The organism is Paenibacillus sanguinis 2301083 = DSM 16941, from assembly GCF_000374825.1.
Taxonomy (GTDB): Bacteria; Bacillota; Bacilli; order Paenibacillales; family Paenibacillaceae; genus Fontibacillus; species Fontibacillus sanguinis.
In genome coordinates this window covers 434,496-456,006 of the sequence record NZ_KB895377.1, presented here as the reverse complement: position 1 = coordinate 456,006, position 21,511 = coordinate 434,496, and the positions used below count along the sequence as shown (strand labels likewise).

Sequence of the window (21,511 nt, the reverse complement as noted above, 5' to 3'; positions counted from 1 at the left end):
CTCCAATCACTCTACTAATAATTCTAATTGTTTTTCTATTCTTTCAATTACATCCTTTTTTAATACAGTATTATGGCCTGATATCCATGTTTCCATATCTAATTTTTTATATAGATTTATAGTTTTTCTAAAGTGTTTTTTGTCACAGAACAGAACCGGAATAATCTCCTCCATCTTATCTCCAATATTATCTCCAACATTAATTACTTTTTCTTCTTCATCCAGGACACTTATAGAGTCAATTGTATGTCCTGGTGTATAAATTAATCTTATTTTATCTTCTGGAAAAAATAGCTCATTTTCAAATACCAAATTAGGGAGGCATTTTTTTACCTCTCCCATACTGGATTTTGAATGTTTATTAACCATCATGTCCCATTCTTTATCAATAATATCTCTACAAAGTTGATGAGAAATGATTAAGCAATCTTTAAATCTATTGTTTCCAAAAACATGATCCCAATGATAGTGAGTATTAATAATAATTAAGGGTTTAGCGACTTGCTTTATGTAATCGACAACAGGCTGCACAAAATCAGAACCTAAACCAGTATCAATTAAATAAGTATTCTTAGCCCCCAAGATTAAATGGATATTCAAATCAAAAAATTGATTACTGCAAAATAAAACGTGTTTATTACTAATCTGTTTAATGTTCATAGTTTTTCATCCTTTTAGTTATTTTAGTTAACGTTCATGTGTTCATGAAACGCCCCAGCCTTAGACAACTCTTATCTTAAGCTGGGCCGTTTGTTGTCTGAGCTTCTTAACCCTTATTTTTTTGAATTCTTTGTTTGATTCGGATCGATTTATTCAAATGCAGAAATATATGCCTTGTCGCAGGCATTAGTATTAATCCAGCTATCGTCTTGTTTCCCCAATATTCAAGCAACCAAGAGGCTTCCTTCTTTACCGCATTTTGCTCCTTAAGAATATTAATTCTTCTTGCATCTACTTTGTTCCTAAATTCACCTGGCAACAAATGAGATACAATTTCTCGAGTTTTTCGTCCTACTTGGATGCGATATTCCAATAACGCATGTACATCAATATTCTCACTTAGATCAGCAATTTCAATTTCTGTCATTTCGTTTCCCGAATGCTGATAATCTACTTTAAGTTTCTCAGCCCAATGATCGGTGTGTAATACTTGATTACCTTCAGCTACGAGAATATTCATCGTCATATCTTCAATACGGGTAACATGCCACATATGCCATACAATAGAGTTCCGTGTATCAGGTACTGTGACAGGATACTTACGGCAGGATTCCTCCAATAAATCCTTTAATAAATCATCTTCAAGAGTAGCAACGGGTGAATTGCTCATTTCTGATGAATGTAACAGACTATGTTGACTCAAGAAAAGTTCTATTGAATTCTGATGTTCACTTGATTTTAGAATAATATTGGTTAGTTTCTTATGATTTTCATTCCAATGCTTTCTTTGGTTCACGTCCAAAATCATCCGTCCTTTATTAAAATTTATTTATTGGACTTTTCTGTTTTACTGCTTTACGCTGATTTCCTATAACGTTCCTGTATTCACGACGTCATACGAAGTCAATTTATCATTAAATTCACCTACGGCCTCTGAATTTTTTGATAAAGCAGAAGGGTCTGTTGAAGTAAATGCATATAAGTTTACGGCTCCAAAAAATAAGTGGTTGAACGTACTTACTAATAGAATTTCATATGTGTTTTAGTCTTTCTATAGTATTCCAATCGATCTTCGAGTTGTCCTGTATGCAATTCAAATTCTGCAATAGAGAAAGCGATATGAGTATATGATTCTTTAATTTCATTTCTAGGTATATTCTCTTCTTCGTTTAGGGCTATCCATAAGCCATTCAAATCAAAATAAGCAAGCTTTCGACCTACCACTAGCAATTTGGCCTCGAAGACTTGCCATAAAATATAATCGATTGGTTAAGATTGGAAACTGAAAAACATAGATGATTTATCCGATCAAGTTTCATAGTATCTCCTTCTATGGATTTAAAATAATATCTTCAGTAGTTTCGTATAATGTTCGTGTATTTACGAACCCTCACTGGCTTAACGAGCGTTAGCCCCGGGTCCGACGGACTTAGCCAGTGCAGGGTGGTCTGCGGGATGATAAATGAGAAACACAATTAGCGGTGGCGACAATTTGATCTTTGACATGGAACCACCTATTTCCATACATTCAATCAAAAAATCCCACTACTTCATCGAAGTAACAGATCAAAAACTATATGTTTTTAATCCTCAGGTACCATCAATGCAAAACTTCTAAACAGGACAATGTGCAAGGTAAATCGCATCTATCTAAATTAATTCCTATCAATTAGCCTCATAATCCCTTCTTTGAACTGTCCGAATAACACTAACAAAATCCCAATAACTTCAAAAATATATGCATATTCATTCAAGTCATTCTCCGTATCAATGAGAAAGAACACACCGAGAATTATCAAAGCAATACCAGTCAACATAATTCTGATTGGGGATCCCATGGCTACACTCCTAAAATGATTTAGAACAAATACGAAGATTTACTACCTACATTAATATAATGATTTTGACCCTCCGCTGCATTGGAGGCTAGGCGTCAACCACTAATTTTAAGATAGAGCCTTACTTTCTATTACTTTTCTTGATCTAACATTGGTTTCATCACATGTAATTAACAATTCATCTAGCCCAATATTTCTTGCTACATTCATTAGCTCAGATAAGAAAGCCTTTCCGTATCCTTTTCCTCTTTCAGTTGGTCTCACTATGTACCCAATATGACCTCCATATTCTTTCAATCTTTCATTTAATTGATGTTTCAGCTTTCCATAAGCCACCGGCCTATCATCAACAAACATCCAATATATCGTTTGAAATACATACCCTTCTGGTAAATTGGTAGTAAATCCATTCTCACCAAGACCAATTTCTCTTATCATTTCATAGATCTCAATGTCATCATTTTCAGACAATGCTCTTAATTCAATCTTAATAGTGTCCACCTTATTTCCTTTGATTGGATGTGCTTCTTTATTGCGTATTACGTTCCCATATATCTTGCTTCAACTTTCCATACATCTATAAGGATAGAATTTCTCATATTTCATTTCGTATTCATTTATTTCTATAATTAATGAATCTTTGAAATTCACTATGCTAGAGCCACACCATTCATATTCTATCCCCGCATAAATACACTTGAATTCCCACTCCACAAATGCAGAAATCAGTTCATTGTCATACCCAATAAAGTTGATTTTCCAATAGATGACCCTGTTACTACCTTGATTCCATTCTTTAAACCACCGATGCAATTCGTCTCTCCCCTCTATTACTCCACCATTGCATTCTCTGACAATTGCATTTTCATGAACCAATTTTTCAAATTTTTTGAAGTTCTTCTCAACCCATGCTTCAAAGTAGAGGTTAATCTTTTCAACAGCTTCATCTCGATTCAAAAAATTCTCCTCCTTAAATTACTAGTTTATCTATATACCTGATTGCGTATTACGTTCCCATATTCACGAAACGCCCCAGCCTTAGATAGCTCTTATCTTAGGCTGGGGCGTTTGTTGTCTGAGCTTCTTCTATGATTATACATCTGGTAACCAAAGGGCGATAGCCTTGCAGCGTAAATACTGTGTTAGGTGATATGCAAGCCTTCTCTGAATTTACTTCTAGTCTTATAGATTTGTCTATTAATCGATCATGTAAATCTTTAGAGATTACTGGCTCAATCACAATTATTGAAATTGGTTTTCGCAATTTGTTCAGTAAATTGATTCTAAAAGAAGAAATACCGCATTTCTTGTTCCTGATTTTCTTTACTCATTTCCTTAAACCAGTCTTCTTTCATAGTTTCTTCGGTAAACACTGAAGGACGCCATAAGCTCAGCCCGATATTTGCAAAAATATATTGAGTTTCTCCGTCTGTTTCATGTTGAGAACTACGATTTAAGCTTTGAATAAATTTCACTTTTCCGCTATCGTCATATTCGACGTTAAAAGCATTCTCAAAAATATTGAAGTAGTTCGTCCCTTCTTCATACTCCTTCTTGTAGTATTGAATGACTTCATCTACCTCAGTTTTAGTCATTCCTAATTTTATTGCCAGGTTCAATTACAAGTTTATCTTTTTCATTATTATTAGAGTTAATAGGTGTCCATGCTCCCATAGTATGTTCCCTCTTTTTATTAGTCATGGATTTCAGGTAATTTCCTATAACGTTCTTGTATTCACGACGCCCCACCGAATCACTTCAAACTTCTGCCGGATCGAGGGCCGAATGGCCCGATGCGTGAATAACGTTGTTATATGCTGTTGGGGCCTTCTTCGTATGCGCTTGCAAATTGTCTAATAAGTTCCTCTGTTTTTGTTACTTTAACTCCTATATTAATCATTTCATGAATACCCTTATCATAAACACCTGATATAGCATCCTCGACCATGACCACCTTAAAGTCCCTTTCACTTGCTTGATATATACTCGTTCTTGGACAATTCGGAAAATTGCACCCGAGAAAGATTAGCGTATCTATATTCTTCTCTTTTAAAAATACTTCTAAATCGGTTTGATAAAATGCCCCCCATCTTGGCTTATACATTACCCATTCATTATTTGCGATTAATTGAATTCTTCCTTGGAGCAGCCCTTCGTCGTCTATCTGAACTGAATTTTGTGGGCTAATCATTTCAACTAAATCTGCTCCCATAGATCCTGGTGTTACAATTGGCACACCTTTCTCAATTAATTCTCGACGGCAAATGTCAACATTCGAGCCATCTTTCTTATATAATCGAATTACATGCATAATAGGAATATTTCTACTCCTACATACATCCAATACTCGCTTCATGTGTGGCAGTACATTAACTGTGCCTGCAATTTCTGCAACAGCTCCTGGTAAACAAAAATCGTTCTGAGTATCGATAGTAATGATCGCGCATTTTTTAAAGTTCGGGTCTGTGTAATTACTCATCATCTAATCAACCTTTCTGTATCAAATTTGCCCCAATTGCATATAACGTTCCCCTATTCACGACCCGACATATGGTCCGCAGCGTGAATATATTGTTATGTGGAGTCAGTGGCTTCTTTGAGTTGCATAATAAACTTCAACTATATTTTTTGATGTTCTTCCAACCATTGTTCGAGTGTCTCTTTTATTAAAAAACGATCTTTAGAAGAAATACTTTTAATTTCATTCCAGTTCCCATCAACAACTTGCAGACAATAATGTCCATTGAAATCTGAATCGGGATACCATCCTAGATCGAAAAGCACAGTATCTTCTCTTTCAGGAATGTGCCACTTTCCCTTTTTTACAAAAAATAATTTATCGATTTTGATATTCTTCTTTATTAAAATATTTATTTTCTCATTACGCTTTTCTTCAACTATAAGGTAGCGTCAAGAAGTTTGTGTAAAAGAGTAGAGAGTAACTTCTCGGGTATTCGTTATGGGGTGTGGATGTTCTTTGGGGCGGGGGAACCCCTCTCATTCAGTTTCTTCTTTACCTCTACATCACCGAAACCGCGAATGACTCGTTCAGCAAAACGTTCATTGTAGTCTATCACGTCGAGGTAGACAATTTTCTCTGCTGCGTCCATATTGGTGAGGCTGTTCATGGGTTTTAGGCGCTTTCGGATTTCCTTATTCATTCGCTCAATCGGATTGGAGGTGTAGATCACCTCCTTGATCAGCGCCGGGTACATATAGAACGTCAGTAACGTGGATAGCTGTTCCTCCCAGGACTGCATTTCTTTCGGGTACAGCTCCAACAGTCCCACGCTTGAGTTTGACGTACAGGCCATCCAGGTAGATGACAGAATAGCGTTTTTGCAGCGGACGCTTTTGCCACTGGTGAATGTCTCCCAGCACCGTTGCGGTATTGTTACTGACGGTGGTAGGGGAGTAATGGCTGCCGAACATACTTTCTATGAATCGGGCGACATCTCGGGTACCCATGCCTGATTTGTACATCTGAATGACCGCCTCTTCCAGCCATCCGTCGCGTCGTTGGTAGGGCTCAAATAACTGTGTTTGAAAAGCTCCTTGACGGTCTCTAGGAACGGCTAGATCTTCTATATTTCCATATTTCGTGTGCAAATTACGGGTGTAGTAGCCATTACGGCTGTTGTGATTCCCAGCCTCTTCACTGGTCATGAATTGCTGGATTTCTGCCTTCAAAATAGATTCCAGGTTATCTTTGACAAATTGGGTGACAAGATTTTCAAATAGATTATTCATTAGATTTTCGGGTACAATAGTCATCAAGTAGGGTCCCTTCTTGGTGGTGTCGTAATCCCGAGAATACCCTACTTTTTTGTTGCCTGACTAGGCTCCAAATCTTGGTACACAGCTTATTTTACGCCATCTCATCTCTAGTAAAGCAAACAACTTTACAGTGTTGTTGCAGCTTAACTTTAAATAAATCAGCTATTGGCGGAAAATCTGCATCTCGATTATTTGAATCAATCCTGTAATTGAACTCCCAATCTTTTGATTCTTTCGGATCATTCGTATTATTCAAAGGGCTAAACCGCAATTCGGCGTTTGCAAGAATGTGGGGTATAGATTTTAATCACTCCTTCTTAGTCTTTTCACCCAACCTTTTTCACAAAATTGAACCTACTTAGGAAATTTTAGACGCTTTTAATACTTCTCAAGGGTTGCCGCAAAGAGGTGTGAATGTGATATTAAAGTAGATTTCTCATTTCCAATCAATTATTCAAATGATTCTAAATGCTTGTTAAGAAAATTAATGCAACCTCTTATAATTATGTCCCTCATTTGACTATAAGTAACGTTTACATCGTATATTCTTTCTTCAAATACATCGTCTTTAAATTCCTTCAAAACAATTGAATTCATTATAGTTGTGCTAGAATCCTCGCTTTTAAAGTGGAAATTGGAATAGGATCCCTCATGAACAAAATCATTTCGGACAAAATAAAAGATATTCGCAATAATATTCATATGTAAATGCTTTGTATAATTCCATCGGTAATCAACAATTGAACGAGTGATATGATCCAAAATAAATAACTGATCTTCTCTTAAAATAGATTCATTAAAGAACTTTCTTATAGTAGTGATCTTATCCTTTTTTGGGTTTAATGGCTTAGATATGTTGTAAATAGCTTCTACGCATACCATCCAAAAGAATATCTGAATGCCATATCTCCCGCCTCTGATTTTCATTTGATCATCTGCAAGTGTTATTAGCCTTGCTATATTGTTAACTATTCTTCTTGGTCTAACATCAACCTCAGTGATTTTATAGCACCTTTTTATCAGACATAGAGCCTGTTCTTCATCACCCAAAAAGCACGAATAAAATTCCACATAATCATCATTAATATCAAATTCACATTCTTGAATGATTTCCAAGCCCCCCTCAAGAACAATTTCTTATAATATTTCTTTAGGTACTATAGATTTTTATGCTAAATTACTTTCCGAAATACGTGCAACGGCCCCGGCTCCTTTAAGAGCCGGAGCATGAATATAGATCGTCTACACTTAGTTGGACAGAAAAAATAAGGGCTTGTAGAATAAACCTATCAAGCTAAGGAGCGGATCTCTACAATGTCCAAACAACAACGAAGAACGTTTACAAGCGAGTTCAAAAAGCAAATGGTGCAGCTCTATGAGAACGGAAAACCCAGAGCAGCGATTGTGGAGGAATATGACCTCACGGCTTCTGCTTTAGACCGCTGGATCAAGCAATCCAAGAAAACAGGCTCCTTCAAGGAAAAGGACAACCGCTCTCCCGAAGAAAATGAACTCCTCGCTTTACGAAAAGAAAACCAACGTCTCCAAATGGAGGTTGACATCCTAAAGCAAGCCGCGCTGATCATGGGACGAAAGTAGCTATCATCCAGAATAACCGTGATAAATACTCGGTATCAGCAATGTGCGGCGTCCTGCAAATCGCAAAAAGCACGTTCTACTATGAGACGAAGGAAGAAAAGAATGAAGATGAGCTGAGCGCAGCCATTGTGGAAATCTTCCATAAGAACCGCAAAGCCTACGGCACCCGAAAGATCAAAGCCAAGCTACACGAACGCGGACTCGTCGTGTCCAGACGCCGCATTGGCCGGATTATGAAAGAGCAAGGTCTGATTTCCACATATACTGTAGCCCAGTATAAGCCCCACAAAACGGCTTGTAATGAAGCGACAACAACAAATGTGCTGGATCGTGAATTTGAGGAGACCGAAGTCAAACGTTTTGTCGTCAGCGATCTTACGTATGTCAAAGTCCAAAACAAGTGGCATTACATTTGTGTGCTCATCGACCTGTTCAATCGAGAGCTCATCGGTCATAGTGCAGGTCCACATAAGGACGCTGCTCTGATTTCCCGCGCCTTTGCTACGGTACAGGGGGATTTGCGTCACATTCAGTGGTTTCATACTGACCGAGGCAGCGAGTTTAACAATGAAAAGATGGATGAGCTTCTGGAAACCTTTGAAATCGGTCGTTCTCTTAGCATGAAAGGCTGTGCTTATGACAACGCCGTAGCGGAAGCCACCTTCAAGGTGATGAAAACCGAGTTCGTGAACCAGGGAATATCAGAGCCTTCGTCATTTGGAGATCGAGCTATATGATTACGTCAACTGGTTTAATAAGCATCGTATTCACGGAACACTGGGATACATGACACCTGTTCAGTATGCCAAGAGGCCCTTAAAAAAGCTGTCTGATTTACTGTTGACAATCCAATATTTATTATTCAGGAAATTTAATTCTTGAATTCAAAAATTATTAGCTATCTCCAGGTTCATATTCAATTAAATCAGATAATTTGCAGTTGAATGTATCACATAACTTAAATAAGGTTTCAAGCTTTGTTGTTTCTATATTTGTCTCTCTATAAAGTTTATTAATTGAATTCCTACTCAATCCCGATTTCGCCATCAATTCTGTTATATCATCTATACGATGTTCTGCCATGAGTTCTCGTATATTGCACTTGATTACATTCATCTTTTCCCCTCCATAATTCTATCTTATCTTCTCTATTACTAACCATCAATGAAAAGAGGACATTTAACTCTATAAAGTCAAATATTCACCTTGTAATTAACTTTGTGAGGTTATATAATAACTCTATAGAGTTAACCAAAGGAGGAATCGCATATGTACAATTCGTTAGAATCATTAACAGAACCGCTCGTAAGAATACGTTTAGAACTACTCTATGCCGAGCTTATGGAGGGTCATAAGGAGTACTCTCAGCTTTCTTCGGAGACAAATCAACATTTTAAATCACTTCGTGATGCTTTGCCTGATCAGCTTCAGCATACGGTTTTTCTTTACGAAGACGCACAACTCTCTCTCCAAACCATCTTAGAAAGAAGTATCTACATACAAGGTTTCAAAGATGCTCTACAACTATTTAGTGAATTGCAAAATTCTAGTATTTAGAGGGTTATATGACCCTCTTTTTCTATTGTTTTTAATTCTGTCGTATAACGTTCCTGTATTCACGACCTGGCACATGCCAGGTGCCCGGCGAATGCCGGGCCAAGGACGGATGTCCGCAGCGTGAATATTATGTTATCGGATGTTCATTTCTTCTATGAATTAGCATCATGATTTTAATAATATAGTAAACTTCATAATGCTTTTAAATGATAATATGTTAGATTCATTATCTAAATATACTACGATTACTTATTCTAATGCTTCTACGTCCACTGTTATCTCTACAGACATTCCTCCATGAAGATAGGTATTACTTACTGTCGCGATATCTTTCAATGAACCAATCTCAATAGGCCTTTCTAAAATCTTTTTCACATTTTCATTATCTGTATTTATAATTATTCTAGCTTCACTTTGATTCTGGAATCTTGTATGTTTTATAGTCAATTCATTAGGCATTCTTTGCCCAAAATCCCACCACCCGTATTCACCATATTTATCAAAATCAAAATAAGATATGCGTGATACGATTATTTCTTCTCGTTGTAGGCCCAATCGCATTAAAGAAGAAATAATTCTTTTTTCAAACTCTTTATAGTCATGTATAAAAATAACTGAAGGTTTGTCCTTTTCATCCAATTTTTCTACTTCTTCAGGATCAAGGTTGTCCATAAAGTCTTTGAAATAGGAGTCTGGTATCATTGTTGTTAATCTATGTTTTCCTTCTTCTTCAGGAGAATCAAACATACTTTGCTTTAAAATATAAAAGCAAAAGCATGGCAATTCCATATCACGAGAACTCTTTAAGTAAACACGTGGTCCAACCGGAACTCTTAATAAGTCAGTATATTTTCGTATTTTTGATTCAATTCAATTCCTCGTTCAACATCAAGTACATGAAAAGTCGCCATTGTACCCTCTAACTTATCTCCCCGTCCTTCTCCTTTTTCAAAAGCGTACTTCACCCATGAACTTGGCGTACTAAATTTGATTTGTCCATTATTGAGGAAATTTTCAGCATATTTCTGGGTTGTACAGCGGAATACCATCATGAAGTTTTCAGGTTCTGCCCATACAGCTTTTTCTTTCATTTTTTTCCTCCCACTATAAATTAATATTTTCTCTTGTTTACTCACTCGTTCTTAGATTTTCAACCATAGACATTTCGAGAGATGGAGAAGTCATGCAAGAGTGACATTATTTTCTGGCAGAGCCGGTGGCGGGAATAGAGATTGGAGGAAGTTGTCTCCAACACATAGATCGTTCCTGTGATCGCACTTGGATATCCACACCTGACTCTTGACGGCTTACCCTCCCATGTCACGCGGGGTCGCTGCCCTTACATTCCTTCGTTCGGCCTCTCAAGAGGTGGACGCCGCTTTTTGCTCCTTTACAGGGTCGTTGCCCTTATGGAATAGATTCCTACGGCTGCTCCGTGCTTCCTTTGTCTTGGTTCTTTCCTTCCGGTGAGAAACGTGAATCCGGTTGTTCTTAGGCTACCATCTGTAACTGGGTCCGACGTACCGGCCCTAATACGTCGTTTGCATCGTAAGGAATTTGCTTGGTGCCTAGCGTATGCAGGACACGTATGAGTTTCCCGCACAAGGCCACGAGGGATTGCTTTTTCTTCAGTGGATTCTGACTTCGCCTCGTGAAGTACTGGTGCAATGCCTTGAATTCCGCGTTTTTTGCTACCATGGGCATGACCGCCCGGAATAGCAGAGCCCTTAAACGTGCGCGTCCACGTTTAGTAATGCTGGACTTGCCTTTTTTCTTCCCAGAACTATTCTCTTTGAGGTTCAGTCCGGCCAGCCGAATAATCTGCTGTCCATGCTCATAACCGTTTAGATTCCCTACTTCTGAAAGGAATCCCCCCAAGGTGACTACAGACACGCCAGGCACCGTAAGCATCTCTTTCGTGCCCGGAATTTGCATTAGGAGCCGTTCGACCTCGCTCAGAATTTCTTCAAGCTGCCTGGCGAACATTTCATACTGCTCCAGAAGCGTTTTAATCTCGATTTTTGCTGCAGGAAGCCCTTCAGTTAGACCCATAGACCGACTAGCCATTTCCATGAGATGCTGGGCTCGTTTAATGCCTACAGCTCGTTTCACATCTTTCTTCCACCGCTGAACGATGGCTTCTGAGCCTAGCTCTACAATTTCACCAGGCGTCGGAAACTCACCCAGCGTAATTAGCGAGGCTTTGCCTTCCCAATCCTTAAATACCTGCCGATACTCTGGGAAAAAGCGATCCAGCCAGTTCTGTACCCGCCTTTGCACCTGTCCGAAATTGACCATGATCTTCTCTCGAAGATTCATGAGAATTCGCAGATCTGCGTAAATACTCGTCGGTAGTTTCGGCTCGCTGTACTTCCCATTTCGTACTAAATCGGCAATGACTTTTGCATCTTTATAGTCGTTTTTCGTCGGTGAGTTATCTTCCAGTTCCTTGCTCTTGTGCACATGATGTGGATTGACAATGACTAAAGGAATGCCCTGTTGTCCCAAATACTCTGCCAGGTTGAACCAGTAGTGTCCGGTGGGCTCAATACCGAAGAGGACGTCACTCTTGGTATGTTCCTGCTGAAGCTCCTTCATCCACTGAACCAGTTGCTCGAATCCGGTACGAGTATTGGTGAACACACAATCCTTTCCGAGTTCAATCCCTCGAAAATCTATGGCGCGGGCCACATGGGTTTCTTTGGCGATGTCTGCGCCTACGACAAGGGTCTTGTCGGAAATTCGTGTAATCCGTTGATTCTGTTTCTTCGATTGCTTATACTTCATATAGAGTGCCTCCTGTGCTGGAATTGTTCTTTGGACGGAACGTTTCCCAGTATACAGTTGGCGCTTTTTTCATTCAAACCTCAAATTAATTCATTACAGGAATGGCTCCTTTCTTTTATATACTTGTATCAATTTATTAGTTTTTGAAGTTTCACATAACGTTGTCGTATCTACGACGCGACCCGACCTTAGATAGCTCTTATCTTAGGCCGGGTCGTGTGTTGTCTGAATACTCTTCTATGACTTAGCTTCTGACAACCAAGGGGCGAAAGCCCCGCTGCGTAGATGCATTGTTAAGTGATGTTACTGCCATCTTTGAATACACTGAATAAAATAACTTTTTATAGTATTATCACACTTAATTTGTGGGAGTAGAGTTATCAGATATTATGTTGAGCAACTATTCTTTCAGCCTCTTTTATTCCGCTTGACAATAGTTTGTGAAACGCCCTTTTCTTTTCTATTTTTTTGTCAAACATAGTGCCCCCTTTATCAAATGAATACTGAACCTGTCTTTCAGTTGCAGGAAGCCTAAACTTATTTTTAAAGACTGCTACTATATCTTCATATGAGAAGTATTCAATCCCCTTCTCTCTTGAGTATATCAACATTACAACCAATAGCTGATCGATAAACTTTTCTAAAGAGGAAACATCACCATACTTCTCCAAGTTAAGTTCGTCCAAAGATATATTTAGTAAACTAGATTCCGAAGCAACCTTCCGGCTCTTTGGTGATTTCTTTACAGGTGTTGTGGTTTCTGAAGGAGTATAATCTTGACACCATTCAATTCCAGAGGTTAATACATAGAATGATTTAAGGCCATCCTTCTTTTCTTTTGTTTCACCAAGATATCCTTTAGTTATATTTTTGTTGATAGCATCGCTTATATTTTTGGGTTTTGAAATTCTTGCATCAGTATATTTAGCCTCGATATCTTTAACTGTGAAAGGACTGATGCCTTCTATTTGATCTAAAAAATAGGCAACACCCAAAACTCTTTCCACTTCTTTGCTAAATGATTTAATTTTTAAAAAGGCAGCTATTGAATCGTAGGAAATAATATTATTGTTGGACGAGGTATTAGTCAAAGCAGGAGTATCAGATGCTCCCGTAATATCTTGTACCATTTCTAATATCTGAGGACTAGGGGAAACGATAGGAGAAACAGCACTTATAGCAGTTGGCAATAAGCTAAAAAATTGCTCTCTTTCTCTTTCAATTAGTTCACTATCTCCCTCTGCTTCAAATTCAATAAGTCCTAATTTAATACGAATTTTATTTGTCAAGCTTATCTCCTCCTAGTGTATTAATCCTGAAATATAAAATAATTCTTCAAGACAGACACGATAAGTTTGTTTTATGTCATCAATATCACTTTTTCGTGTATTAAAGTGTATTTTATGTGCAGCAAAATTCCCTAAATCTCTAATTGAATCGTATTCTTTACGTGACCTTGATATATTTAAAGTTTTATTCTGATTAGCGTTTGTTACAATTCTTTCAAGCATTACATAATCACCGTGTCCATCCTTAATTTGATCTTGAATTCCTTTACTTTCATACGCAAGAATTAAAGAAATTTCAAAAAGCCTCCGCATAAGTACTGCGCAAGCATCATAACAATTATTCTTATAGCTACTATTAATTTGTTTAACGAGTTTATCTATAAATCCTCTTTTCCCCAAAAACAAGGCTTCGTCAAGTATTTCACTCGAAGATATAACTTCTTCGATGTTATTAAATATAGGTCCAATTTCATCTTGTAGTTTTTGCTTAATTGTAGGTGTTATCATGTACTCAGTTCCTTTTCCAATCTTTTTAAAATCTTTTGATTTAGAAAGGTAACTTTTGATTCGTGATACATTTGAGATAGGATGACCTATTTCTTTTAGTATTTTTATAATATTGTCAAGGGAGAATGAAGTAGCATTTTCAGTAAAATTAAGAAAAAAGGCAAGTAAACGTACTTTCTCCAATTCTGTTTTTTCTGCTAGATTTACAGTTATTATGTATTGATTAAGATTCATAACACTCTCCCTAACTACTAATATTGGGTACAATGTAGTTTATTAACTCTCACAGGCCATTATACTATATAATATTTAGCATATATAGATGCAATATTATTGAGGTAACTTATTGTAATGTTACTTGCAGCAATTTCACTTAACGTTCTTGTATTCGCGAAACACCCCAACCTTAGATAGCTCTTATCTTAGGCTGGGGCGTTTGTTGTCTGAGCTTCTTCCATGATTATACATCCGACAACCAAGGGACGATAGCCCCGTAGCGTGAATACTGTGTTATGTGAAGGACTGGTCTTCTCTGCGTGCACACTCAATATTATTTACATACTTTCTCTAATATTTTTTTACTTATCTCTAAACATCTTTCTTCCGTCTCTTGAAATTGATTCCCTAAGTATTCTGTTAAGATCTTATATATGTATTTTCCAAACTCCTTTTCATTTAGACTTTCATTCGATTGTATATATAGGGTTAACTTTTTAATTTCTGAATCATACTCGTCTTGTGGACAATGTATAGCAAGGAGTTCTGCCGAATCCCACTGATCTATGATTGTCTTTATCGAAGTAAATGTTTTTGGTTTCATCTCTTTTTTCCTTCTGTTTTATATATTATTGATCTTTTCCAGTCTTTCACATAACGTTCAGGCATTCACGAACCCTCACCGGCTTAAGCGCGTAGCGCGGGTCGTCAGACTTAGCCGGTGCAGGGTTGTCCGCTGATTCTACTTCCCTGAAAATACTTCTCGCGGACCAAGGGGCGAATGCCCCGACGCGTGAATGCGGTGTTATGTGATGGACCAGCCCTCTTCGAACTACATGTCACGTCTATAATTCTGATTTAATAAGCTCATAATCATAGCTAAAGTAAGCATGGATTCTGTGTCCCCCAAACATTCCCCCATCCAAATATTCACAATAAATTTCATTGGATCGAATCTCTAATTCTATCAAACTAATCAATTTAACAAAATCTTCAATTGTTATGTCAAAGTCTCCCGCATCTACAGCATCCCAGTCTAGCTCAACATCATTCTCATCATATTCTGGCCAAAAATCATTTTTAAAATCTATCATCTCTTCAGCTATTTTTATTTTTGCCGCCTTCTCGAATCTCTCAAATTCGATAAACAACAATTCAGCTTTCCTTATTAATTTGTCAATGTCAGTACTTTCATCTTTAACTTCCAGTGTCCAATGCACTTTCCCCTCAATATTTATGTATGATTTTAGTTCAGTGCTATACTTAAAATGTCCAATTCCGTTCACCCTAATTATCTTTTCCATCCAGGTTTCCTTTCAAATGAGAACTTCCCAAGCTTAGCTTTATCATTTCCTTGCTGATCTTTCACATAACGTCTTTTATCTGAACTTCGTATATATGCCACATATCGGTAATTATCCGATCTGCTTCAAGTATAATCCATTTAGAGGAATTGACGAAGTATATTTTATCCAGTGCTAGTCTCTATCCTTCAGTTCCAGCCGATCAAGCGGGCTCTGAATACGCTGTATGTTTTTTGTGCTGACATGTGTATATCGTTGAGTGGTACGAGCACTCTGATGACCTAGCAGTTCCTGAATATAGCGGAGGTCGGTTCCGCCCTCAAGCAAATGAGTTGCAAATGAATGACGCAACGAGTGAACACTTACCTTTTTAACTATTCCTGCCCGTCTTCTTGCATTTTCAAAAACCTTTTGGACAGTACGCTCCGTCACATGGCGCTCGGAACGTTGACCTGGAAATAACCATTCTTCAGGTTGAAACTGAATCATATAAGCTTGCACCACGCTCATAGCCGTTGGAGATAAGAGAGTCATTCGATCCTTCATCCCCTTACCTTGCCGGACACGCAAGGTCTGTCGTTCCGTATCCAAATCCGCGAGACGTAGCCGAACCACCTCGCTGACTCTTAGCCCCGAAGAATAAGTCAGGTATAAAACAGCTTGATGCTTGAGATTCGTTAGGCACGTTAGTAGCCGGATGACCTCATTTTCTGATAAAACATTGGGCAGGATATGCTGCTTCTTAGGGCGAATATACTGAATTTCATCCATTGGCTTGTTTAATACGTATTTAGCATAGAAGCGAATTGCACTAATCGTCTGATTTACACTGGAATGAGAGATGTGCTTGGCTAATAGAGCCAAACAATATTTTTGAACAGCATCACTGCTGATCTCGGACGCATCAGGCGGGAGTGAGTCGATAAATCGCTTTATCTGACTGCAATAGGCTTTGACCGTCTTACTGCTATAGCCACGCTTTTTCAACTCTTCAATCAGAGCATTACGATAACCCCTCTTTTGATTCCTTAAGTTTTTTTCAAATGCATTAAACCATTCACACTCCTTTACCAGCCCAGGTTCCAGCCAAATCAGATTTCTCGGAAACATTTCCAGCAATTGCAAAATGGCTGACTCCTTATACGGAATAATCCACAGCTTCCGATTCGGATCCCACCGTCTACCCTGAATTTTCCGAATGAACACAACATGCTCTGGGTGGTAAGGCAGCTTAATGCCTAGTGAATCCGCATTCAACTTTCTAAGTTCTATCATGATCTTGACCTCGCTTCCTGCATAATAGAATTATTTTTCTGCCTGGCTTCCTGCAATATAATCATGACCACCCATCCAACGGGTTCTCTCTTGGGATATAACCCTGCTGCTAAACTACGCCTAAAGACACTAGCCTAAACAAAAAAGCGATCCCCTTTCCCTTATGGAAAAGAAAATCGCTTCCGATGCTTTCGGATCTGCTAAATACCCAACTAGCTCTTTTTATTGCTCACTTCATAAAAATCCATACCTATCCATCTAGCTTCAAATAGTCTATATTGTATTTTTCTGGTCTGCTCAGTCTGCTTGATGCTTGATCTATTTCAGGCTAGTGCCCTTGGCTATAGAAGCTAATAATGTCATCTACGGTCAGCAGTTGTTGGTCGGACTCCCGGGCTTCCTTTTGCAGGCCCGCCGCCGTGTCGCTTCCGTGCAGCCCTTCGTCGTCCGGCGTCATCTGCTTCTCGTCTGGTTCGTACATGTGTTCCAAATCCATATTTCGTATCCTCCTTGCTGCCTTGAGATCATACATTGTTTTATTACCCAACTTTGCATGATATGCAACAACAAGCAGAATGATGACACTTATTTTCCCCGTCTCCGCGCTATACGATACGATTAATCTAATTCCTGCTGAAGCTCCTCCAGCCACTTCTGCTCCTTCGCAGAGAGCTCCACTTCTTTAAGCAGATCGGGGCGGCGCTGCCAGGTGCGGCGGAGTGCTTCCTTCCGTCGCCAGTCGGCAACATTGGCATGATGCCCGCTGAGCAGGATGTCAGGCACCTGCCAGCCGCGAAAATCAACGGGCCGGGTATAATGCGGATATTCCAGCAGCCCGGTGCTGAATGAATCCGTGACGGCGCTCATTTCATTGCCCAGCACTCCCGGCAGCAGCCGGGCCACGCTATCAATAACCACCATGGCCGGTAGTTCCCCACCCGTCAGTACATAATCGCCAATCGAGATTTCGTCAGTCACCAAATGCTCGCGAATTCGTTCATCATATCCCTCATAATGTCCACAGATGAACACCAGATGCTCTTCTTGCGCCAACTCCTCGGCTTTTCGCTGCGTAAAGGTCTCTCCCTGGGGACACATCAAAATAATGCGGGGCCGCTTTATTGACGCGGACGAGGAACCTGCTTCGGACAGGTTCTTCCGTCCTTCCAAGACTTTCTCAGACCAACCTTCCCCGGTCTCGGCCCCTGCTTCAATTCCAGCTTTGTCTTTAGAGGTCTTGGGATTTTCCTCTGCTGGTGTACTTTGGTTCCCCTCACCCAACACAGCCTCCACAGCGCGGAAGATCGGCTCAGGCTTAAGCACCATCCCCCCGCCGCCGCCATAAGGCGTATCATCCACTGTGCCGTGCTTGTTCCCCGCGTATTCGCGAAAATTAACAGCATTCAAAGAGACAATCCCCTTCTCCTGCGCTTTGCCAAGAATGCTGCTGCCAAATACACCAGCAAACATCTCGGGGAATAAAGTCAATACATCCACCCGCATGCTACAGCAGTCCTTCCATCAGATGAACCCGGACCAACTTGTCCTTAATGTTCACATCCAGAACCACATCATCAATGACCGGCAACAGCAATTGCTTGCCTGACGGCAGCTTCACCACCCAGACATCATTGGCTCCCGGCCGCAAGATCTCTATAATTTCACCCAAATCCTCATTTTCGTCGCTAACAACCCGGCAGCCAATAATTTCATGGAAATAATATTCATTCTCCGGCAGCTCTACGGTCTCGGATTTAGGCACCTTCAGTTCACACCCCTTGAACTTCTCCACTTCGTTAATATTGGAAAATTCAGCAAATTGTACGATATACATTTGCTTATACGGCCGCGCTGAACGCACCACTACAGTAGACTGCTCCCCTGTATCCGGGTGAACCATAATCAGACGCCGTTTCGGCGCGAACCGCACCTCCGGGAAATCCGTTTGCAGCAGCACCTTCAACTCGCCACGAATTCCATGTGTATTTACAATTTTTCCTACAGACAATAAAGAATCAGACATAATACCCTCCCTAATCATGTAACCGTCATTTCATGTTTCAGCATGTACGAAAAAGGGCTAGGACAAACATCCTAACCCGCTTTCGTATATCTTTTTGAGTGATCAAAAAGTCCCTTAAGATAGAATATCGACGGTGACCCGCTTATCCATCTTGACGGCTGCCGATGCCACAACCGTGCGGAGCGCCTTGGCGATTCTTCCCTGCTTGCCAATGACCTTCCCTACATCATCAGGATGCACAGACAATTCATAGACAACCAGATGCTCCTTCTCCACAACCTCCACACGGACATCGTCCGGATGATCAACAAGAGCCTTCGCAATAACGCCGACTAATTGTTCCATTTACGACCCTCCGAATCAGCAATTATTTCTGCTGTCTAAGCTCATGGAATTTCTTCATCACGCCTGCTTTACTGAGCAAGTTGCGAACGGTATCAGATGCTTGCGCACCATCTTGGAGCCACTTCAATGCTTTGTCTTCATCGATGTTGACTACTGCTGGCTCAGCAACCGGATTATAGTAACCAATCTCCTCGATAAAACGGCCGTCACGCGGGGAACGGGAATCCGACACCACGATGCGGTAGAAAGGAGCTTTATGAGCACCAATACGTTTCAAACGAATACGAACTGCCACGAAATTCACCTCCTTTAAAGAATTCACTTTCATGTATAGTTACATTTCCCTTCACAGGCCTTTACCGGAAAGGAAATCTCAACCCCTTGCCACCAGCTTTGCCAAGCTGCTTCATCATTTTGTTCCCCTTGCCCTTTGGCCCCATCATACTGGAGAACTGCTTCATCATCCGCCGCATTTCGTCAAACTGCTTGATCAGTCGGTTGACGTCCGCCAATACCGTTCCACTGCCTGCAGCAATGCGTTTGCGACGGCTATGATTAATCATATCAGGATTTTGCTTCTCTTCCTTGGTCATGGAATGCACAATGGCCTCTACCCGGCCCATCTGCTTTTCATCAACTTTAACATCCTTCATCTGCTTCATGTTGCCCATGCCCGGGATCATATCCATGATCTGATCAAGCGGGCCAAGCTTCTTGACCTGCTCCATCTGTTCCAGGAAATCGTCGAACGTAAATTCCGCATTCCGCATCTTCCGTTCCATTTCCTTGGCTTTATCCGCATCAATACCGGCCTGAGCCTTCTCAATCAGTGACAGCATGTCACCCATGCCAAGAATCCGCGAAGCCATACGTTCCGGATGGAACGGCTCCAGGGCATCCATCTTCTCGCCCAAAGCCACGAACTTGATCGGACAGCCGGTCACCGCCTTAACCGACAAGGCCGCACCACCACGCGTATCGCCATCCAGCTTGGTCAAAACAACGCCGCTAAGACTAAGCTGTTGATTGAAGCTTTCCGCCACGTTTACCGCATCTTGCCCTGTCATGGCATCAACTACGAGCAATACCTCGTCCGGCTGAGTAATCTCATGGATTTGCCGCAGCTCCTCCATCAATTCCTCATCAATATGCAGACGGCCAGCGGTATCAATCAGCAAGTAATCATTTCCATTGTCCTTGGCATGCTGCAACGCCTGACGCGCGATCTCTACCGGACTGTTGCCCTCTGGCAAGGCGAAGACCGGAACCTTGATCTGCTCACCCAGTACCTGCAACTGCTTGATGGCAGCCGGACGGTAAATATCTCCCGCCACCAAAAGCGGACGATGGTTATCCTTAAGCAATAGCTTGGCCAGCTTGGCAGAGGTCGTCGTCTTCCCCGCACCCTGCAAGCCCGCCATCATAATTACCGTCGGTGGACGATTGCTGCGAGCCAGCTTGGCTTGGCTTCCTCCCATCAATTCCGTCAACTCTTTGTTGACGATATCGATGATCACCATGCCCGGTGTGAAGCTATCCATCACTTCCTTGCCAATCGCCTTCTCCTTGACCTTGGCGATGAACTCCTTCACGACTTTAAAGTTGACGTCCGCCTCCAGCAAAGCTAGGCGCACTTCACGCATCGCTTCATTTACATCGTCTTCCGATACCTTTCCTTTGCCCCGCAGCTTGCTGAACACGTTTTGCAATCGGCTTGTCAAACCTTCAAATGCCATATATCGTCACCTCCATTCGTCACAATTCCGCTTATAGCTCCATCTTACAATTGCTCCGCCTCGCGAAGCAAATTTCCCGCCTGTTCTTTATGGACAGAAGACATCGTGCTGTCTTCAATGACTTGCTGCAACCGGGCTAACATACCGCTCCGAAGCTCATGCTTCTTCAACAGCCCCAGCTTCTCCTCATACGTCTCAAGCATGCCCTCGGCACGTTTGATATGCTCGTAGACCGCCTGGCGGCTAATCTCAAATTCCGCCGCAATTTCCCCCAGCGAAAAATCATCCAGAAAATAATATTTCAAGAACGTTTGCTGCTTCTCAGTCAGCAACGCTTCATAGAAGTCGAACAAAAGGTTGATCCGATTCGTTTTCTCAAGCCTATTCTCCTGACTCATATGGGCACTCCCTCCGTCAAGGAAAAACACTTTACAGCGCATCAACTCCACCTATAATACAGAAACCCGAAAAAGATGTCAAGTATTTTCCCTTAACATCTTGGCATGGATATTTTTCACGGTTGAAGGGTACCTCAAATAAACAAAAAAACCGCTCTCCAAAGGCAAACTGCTCGCTAAATCACGAACAATTCCAGCCC

At 40.6% G+C, this 21,511-nt stretch carries 24 protein-coding genes and 3 pseudogenes; 2 read left to right on the top strand and 25 right to left on the bottom strand.

The annotated features are described in order from the left end of the window. Positions 1 to 6 precede the first annotated feature (6 nt). The 9 genes and pseudogenes from C557_RS0105660 to C557_RS0105620 all read right to left on the bottom strand — a co-directional run bounded on the left by C557_RS0105660 (position 7) and on the right by C557_RS0105620 (position 7,391). Positions 7 to 660 (bottom strand): MBL fold metallo-hydrolase, encoded by a 654-nt coding sequence (locus tag C557_RS0105660; protein ID WP_018750870.1) that lies wholly within the window; start codon positions 658 to 660, stop codon positions 7 to 9. Positions 661 to 766: 106 nt separating this feature from the next. After that, positions 767 to 1,456: a DinB family protein gene (locus tag C557_RS0105655; protein ID WP_338048774.1), complete on the bottom strand. Its 690-nt coding sequence runs from the start codon at positions 1,454 to 1,456 to the stop codon at positions 767 to 769. Positions 1,457 to 1,680: 224 nt separating this feature from the next. Continuing rightward, positions 1,681 to 1,979, bottom strand: a pseudogene (locus C557_RS24390) (VOC family protein). 627 nt (positions 1,980 to 2,606) lie between these two features. Beyond that, the gene (locus C557_RS23035) at positions 2,607 to 2,999 is read right to left on the bottom strand and encodes a GNAT family N-acetyltransferase (protein WP_018750866.1); all 393 of its coding nucleotides are present in this window, start codon (positions 2,997 to 2,999) and stop codon (positions 2,607 to 2,609) included. Positions 3,000 to 3,059: 60 nt separating this feature from the next. Then, a complete protein-coding gene (locus C557_RS0105640) occupies positions 3,060 to 3,455 on the bottom strand; it encodes a nuclear transport factor 2 family protein (RefSeq protein ID WP_018750865.1) in 396 nt (131 codons plus the stop codon). 326 nt (positions 3,456 to 3,781) lie between these two features. Then, positions 3,782 to 4,117, bottom strand: a complete 336-nt coding sequence (locus tag C557_RS0105635; protein ID WP_018750864.1) for a hypothetical protein — start codon at positions 4,115 to 4,117, stop codon at positions 3,782 to 3,784. Between the two features lie 191 nt (positions 4,118 to 4,308). After that, on the bottom strand, positions 4,309 to 4,980 hold the full coding sequence (locus tag C557_RS0105630; RefSeq protein ID WP_018750863.1) for a cysteine hydrolase family protein: 672 nt from the start codon (positions 4,978 to 4,980) through the stop codon (positions 4,309 to 4,311). A gap of 475 nt (positions 4,981 to 5,455) precedes the next feature. Then, positions 5,456 to 6,272, bottom strand: a pseudogene (locus C557_RS24065) (transposase). 453 nt (positions 6,273 to 6,725) lie between these two features. Beyond that, the gene (locus C557_RS0105620; protein WP_018750860.1) at positions 6,726 to 7,391 is read right to left on the bottom strand and encodes a hypothetical protein; all 666 of its coding nucleotides are present in this window, start codon (positions 7,389 to 7,391) and stop codon (positions 6,726 to 6,728) included. A 198-nt stretch (positions 7,392 to 7,589) separates the two neighbouring features. On the opposite strand from C557_RS0105620, the pseudogene C557_RS23025 reads away from it, so the two are divergent. Continuing rightward, positions 7,590 to 8,756 (top strand): annotated as a pseudogene (locus tag C557_RS23025) (IS3 family transposase). Between the two features lie 12 nt (positions 8,757 to 8,768). On the opposite strand, the gene C557_RS0105605 reads toward C557_RS23025, so the two are convergent. Then, positions 8,769 to 8,990 (bottom strand): helix-turn-helix domain-containing protein, encoded by a 222-nt coding sequence (locus tag C557_RS0105605; RefSeq protein ID WP_018750858.1) that lies wholly within the window; start codon positions 8,988 to 8,990, stop codon positions 8,769 to 8,771. A gap of 153 nt (positions 8,991 to 9,143) precedes the next feature. Between C557_RS0105605 and C557_RS0105600 the strand changes: the two genes are divergently transcribed. After that, the gene (locus C557_RS0105600) at positions 9,144 to 9,431 is read left to right on the top strand and encodes a DUF6809 family protein (RefSeq protein WP_018750857.1); all 288 of its coding nucleotides are present in this window, start codon (positions 9,144 to 9,146) and stop codon (positions 9,429 to 9,431) included. Positions 9,432 to 9,680: 249 nt separating this feature from the next. Here the strand turns inward: C557_RS0105600 and C557_RS0105595 are convergent, their stop codons facing one another. The 15 genes from C557_RS0105595 to C557_RS0105525 form a co-directional block, all read right to left on the bottom strand. Beyond that, entirely contained in the window at positions 9,681 to 10,220 is a 540-nt protein-coding gene (locus tag C557_RS0105595) for a hypothetical protein (protein ID WP_018750856.1), read from the bottom strand. Between the two features lie 44 nt (positions 10,221 to 10,264). Beyond that, on the bottom strand, positions 10,265 to 10,522 hold the full coding sequence (locus C557_RS0105590) for a hypothetical protein (RefSeq protein ID WP_018750855.1): 258 nt from the start codon (positions 10,520 to 10,522) through the stop codon (positions 10,265 to 10,267). Positions 10,523 to 10,922: 400 nt separating this feature from the next. Then, positions 10,923 to 12,218, bottom strand: a complete 1,296-nt coding sequence (locus C557_RS0105585) for an IS110 family RNA-guided transposase (RefSeq protein WP_018750854.1) — start codon at positions 12,216 to 12,218, stop codon at positions 10,923 to 10,925. Positions 12,219 to 12,598: 380 nt separating this feature from the next. Continuing rightward, the gene (locus C557_RS0105580; protein ID WP_018750853.1) at positions 12,599 to 13,507 is read right to left on the bottom strand and encodes a hypothetical protein; all 909 of its coding nucleotides are present in this window, start codon (positions 13,505 to 13,507) and stop codon (positions 12,599 to 12,601) included. Between the two features lie 12 nt (positions 13,508 to 13,519). Then, the gene (locus C557_RS24060; protein WP_018750852.1) at positions 13,520 to 14,248 is read right to left on the bottom strand and encodes a DUF4145 domain-containing protein; all 729 of its coding nucleotides are present in this window, start codon (positions 14,246 to 14,248) and stop codon (positions 13,520 to 13,522) included. Between the two features lie 316 nt (positions 14,249 to 14,564). Then, the gene (locus C557_RS0105570) at positions 14,565 to 14,834 is read right to left on the bottom strand and encodes a hypothetical protein (protein WP_018750851.1); all 270 of its coding nucleotides are present in this window, start codon (positions 14,832 to 14,834) and stop codon (positions 14,565 to 14,567) included. Between the two features lie 241 nt (positions 14,835 to 15,075). Beyond that, the gene (locus C557_RS0105565) at positions 15,076 to 15,534 is read right to left on the bottom strand and encodes a DUF2262 domain-containing protein (RefSeq protein WP_018750850.1); all 459 of its coding nucleotides are present in this window, start codon (positions 15,532 to 15,534) and stop codon (positions 15,076 to 15,078) included. A gap of 174 nt (positions 15,535 to 15,708) precedes the next feature. Continuing rightward, on the bottom strand, positions 15,709 to 16,659 hold the full coding sequence (locus tag C557_RS0105560) for a tyrosine-type recombinase/integrase (protein WP_240472923.1): 951 nt from the start codon (positions 16,657 to 16,659) through the stop codon (positions 15,709 to 15,711). 478 nt (positions 16,660 to 17,137) lie between these two features. Next, entirely contained in the window at positions 17,138 to 17,290 is a 153-nt protein-coding gene (locus C557_RS24850) for a hypothetical protein (protein WP_154656144.1), read from the bottom strand. A gap of 137 nt (positions 17,291 to 17,427) precedes the next feature. Further along, positions 17,428 to 18,312: a tRNA (guanosine(37)-N1)-methyltransferase TrmD gene (gene trmD / locus C557_RS0105550; RefSeq protein ID WP_018750847.1), complete on the bottom strand. Its 885-nt coding sequence runs from the start codon at positions 18,310 to 18,312 to the stop codon at positions 17,428 to 17,430. 1 nt (position 18,313) lies between these two features. After that, positions 18,314 to 18,832: a ribosome maturation factor RimM gene (gene rimM, locus C557_RS0105545; protein ID WP_018750846.1), complete on the bottom strand. Its 519-nt coding sequence runs from the start codon at positions 18,830 to 18,832 to the stop codon at positions 18,314 to 18,316. Between the two features lie 114 nt (positions 18,833 to 18,946). Then, positions 18,947 to 19,177 (bottom strand): KH domain-containing protein, encoded by a 231-nt coding sequence (locus tag C557_RS0105540; RefSeq protein WP_018750845.1) that lies wholly within the window; start codon positions 19,175 to 19,177, stop codon positions 18,947 to 18,949. A 22-nt stretch (positions 19,178 to 19,199) separates the two neighbouring features. After that, positions 19,200 to 19,472: a 30S ribosomal protein S16 gene (gene rpsP / locus C557_RS0105535; RefSeq protein ID WP_018750844.1), complete on the bottom strand. Its 273-nt coding sequence runs from the start codon at positions 19,470 to 19,472 to the stop codon at positions 19,200 to 19,202. A gap of 61 nt (positions 19,473 to 19,533) precedes the next feature. After that, a complete protein-coding gene (ffh, locus tag C557_RS0105530) occupies positions 19,534 to 20,913 on the bottom strand; it encodes a signal recognition particle protein (RefSeq protein ID WP_018750843.1) in 1,380 nt (459 codons plus the stop codon). Positions 20,914 to 20,957: 44 nt separating this feature from the next. Continuing rightward, positions 20,958 to 21,311, bottom strand: coding sequence for a putative DNA-binding protein (locus C557_RS0105525; protein WP_018750842.1), 354 nt, complete (start codon positions 21,309 to 21,311; stop codon positions 20,958 to 20,960). Positions 21,312 to 21,511 lie beyond the last annotated feature (200 nt).

Excerpts from the sequence above, each read along its gene's own strand:
- C557_RS0105660 (WP_018750870.1), bottom strand. The coding sequence starts at position 660 with ATGAACATTAAACAGATTAGTAATAAACACGTTTTATTTTGCAGTAAT.
- C557_RS0105630 (WP_018750863.1), bottom strand. The coding sequence starts at position 4,980 with ATGATGAGTAATTACACAGACCCGAACTTTAAAAAATGCGCGATCATT.
- C557_RS0105605 (WP_018750858.1), bottom strand. The coding sequence starts at position 8,990 with ATGAATGTAATCAAGTGCAATATACGAGAACTCATGGCAGAACATCGT.
- C557_RS0105600 (WP_018750857.1), top strand. The coding sequence starts at position 9,144 with ATGTACAATTCGTTAGAATCATTAACAGAACCGCTCGTAAGAATACGT.
- C557_RS0105595 (WP_018750856.1), bottom strand. The coding sequence starts at position 10,220 with ATGGAATTGCCATGCTTTTGCTTTTATATTTTAAAGCAAAGTATGTTT.
- C557_RS0105590 (WP_018750855.1), bottom strand. The coding sequence starts at position 10,522 with ATGAAAGAAAAAGCTGTATGGGCAGAACCTGAAAACTTCATGATGGTA.
- C557_RS0105585 (WP_018750854.1), bottom strand. The coding sequence starts at position 12,218 with ATGAAGTATAAGCAATCGAAGAAACAGAATCAACGGATTACACGAATT.
- C557_RS24060 (WP_018750852.1), bottom strand. The coding sequence starts at position 14,248 with ATGAATCTTAATCAATACATAATAACTGTAAATCTAGCAGAAAAAACA.
- C557_RS0105570 (WP_018750851.1), bottom strand. The coding sequence starts at position 14,834 with ATGAAACCAAAAACATTTACTTCGATAAAGACAATCATAGATCAGTGG.
- C557_RS0105565 (WP_018750850.1), bottom strand. The coding sequence starts at position 15,534 with ATGGAAAAGATAATTAGGGTGAACGGAATTGGACATTTTAAGTATAGC.
- C557_RS24850 (WP_154656144.1), bottom strand. The coding sequence starts at position 17,290 with ATGTACGAACCAGACGAGAAGCAGATGACGCCGGACGACGAAGGGCTG.
- trmD (WP_018750847.1), bottom strand. The coding sequence starts at position 18,312 with ATGCGGGTGGATGTATTGACTTTATTCCCCGAGATGTTTGCTGGTGTA.
- rimM (WP_018750846.1), bottom strand. The coding sequence starts at position 18,832 with ATGTCTGATTCTTTATTGTCTGTAGGAAAAATTGTAAATACACATGGA.
- C557_RS0105540 (WP_018750845.1), bottom strand. The coding sequence starts at position 19,177 with ATGGAACAATTAGTCGGCGTTATTGCGAAGGCTCTTGTTGATCATCCG.
- ffh (WP_018750843.1), bottom strand. The coding sequence starts at position 20,913 with ATGGCATTTGAAGGTTTGACAAGCCGATTGCAAAACGTGTTCAGCAAG.
- C557_RS0105525 (WP_018750842.1), bottom strand. The coding sequence starts at position 21,311 with ATGAGTCAGGAGAATAGGCTTGAGAAAACGAATCGGATCAACCTTTTG.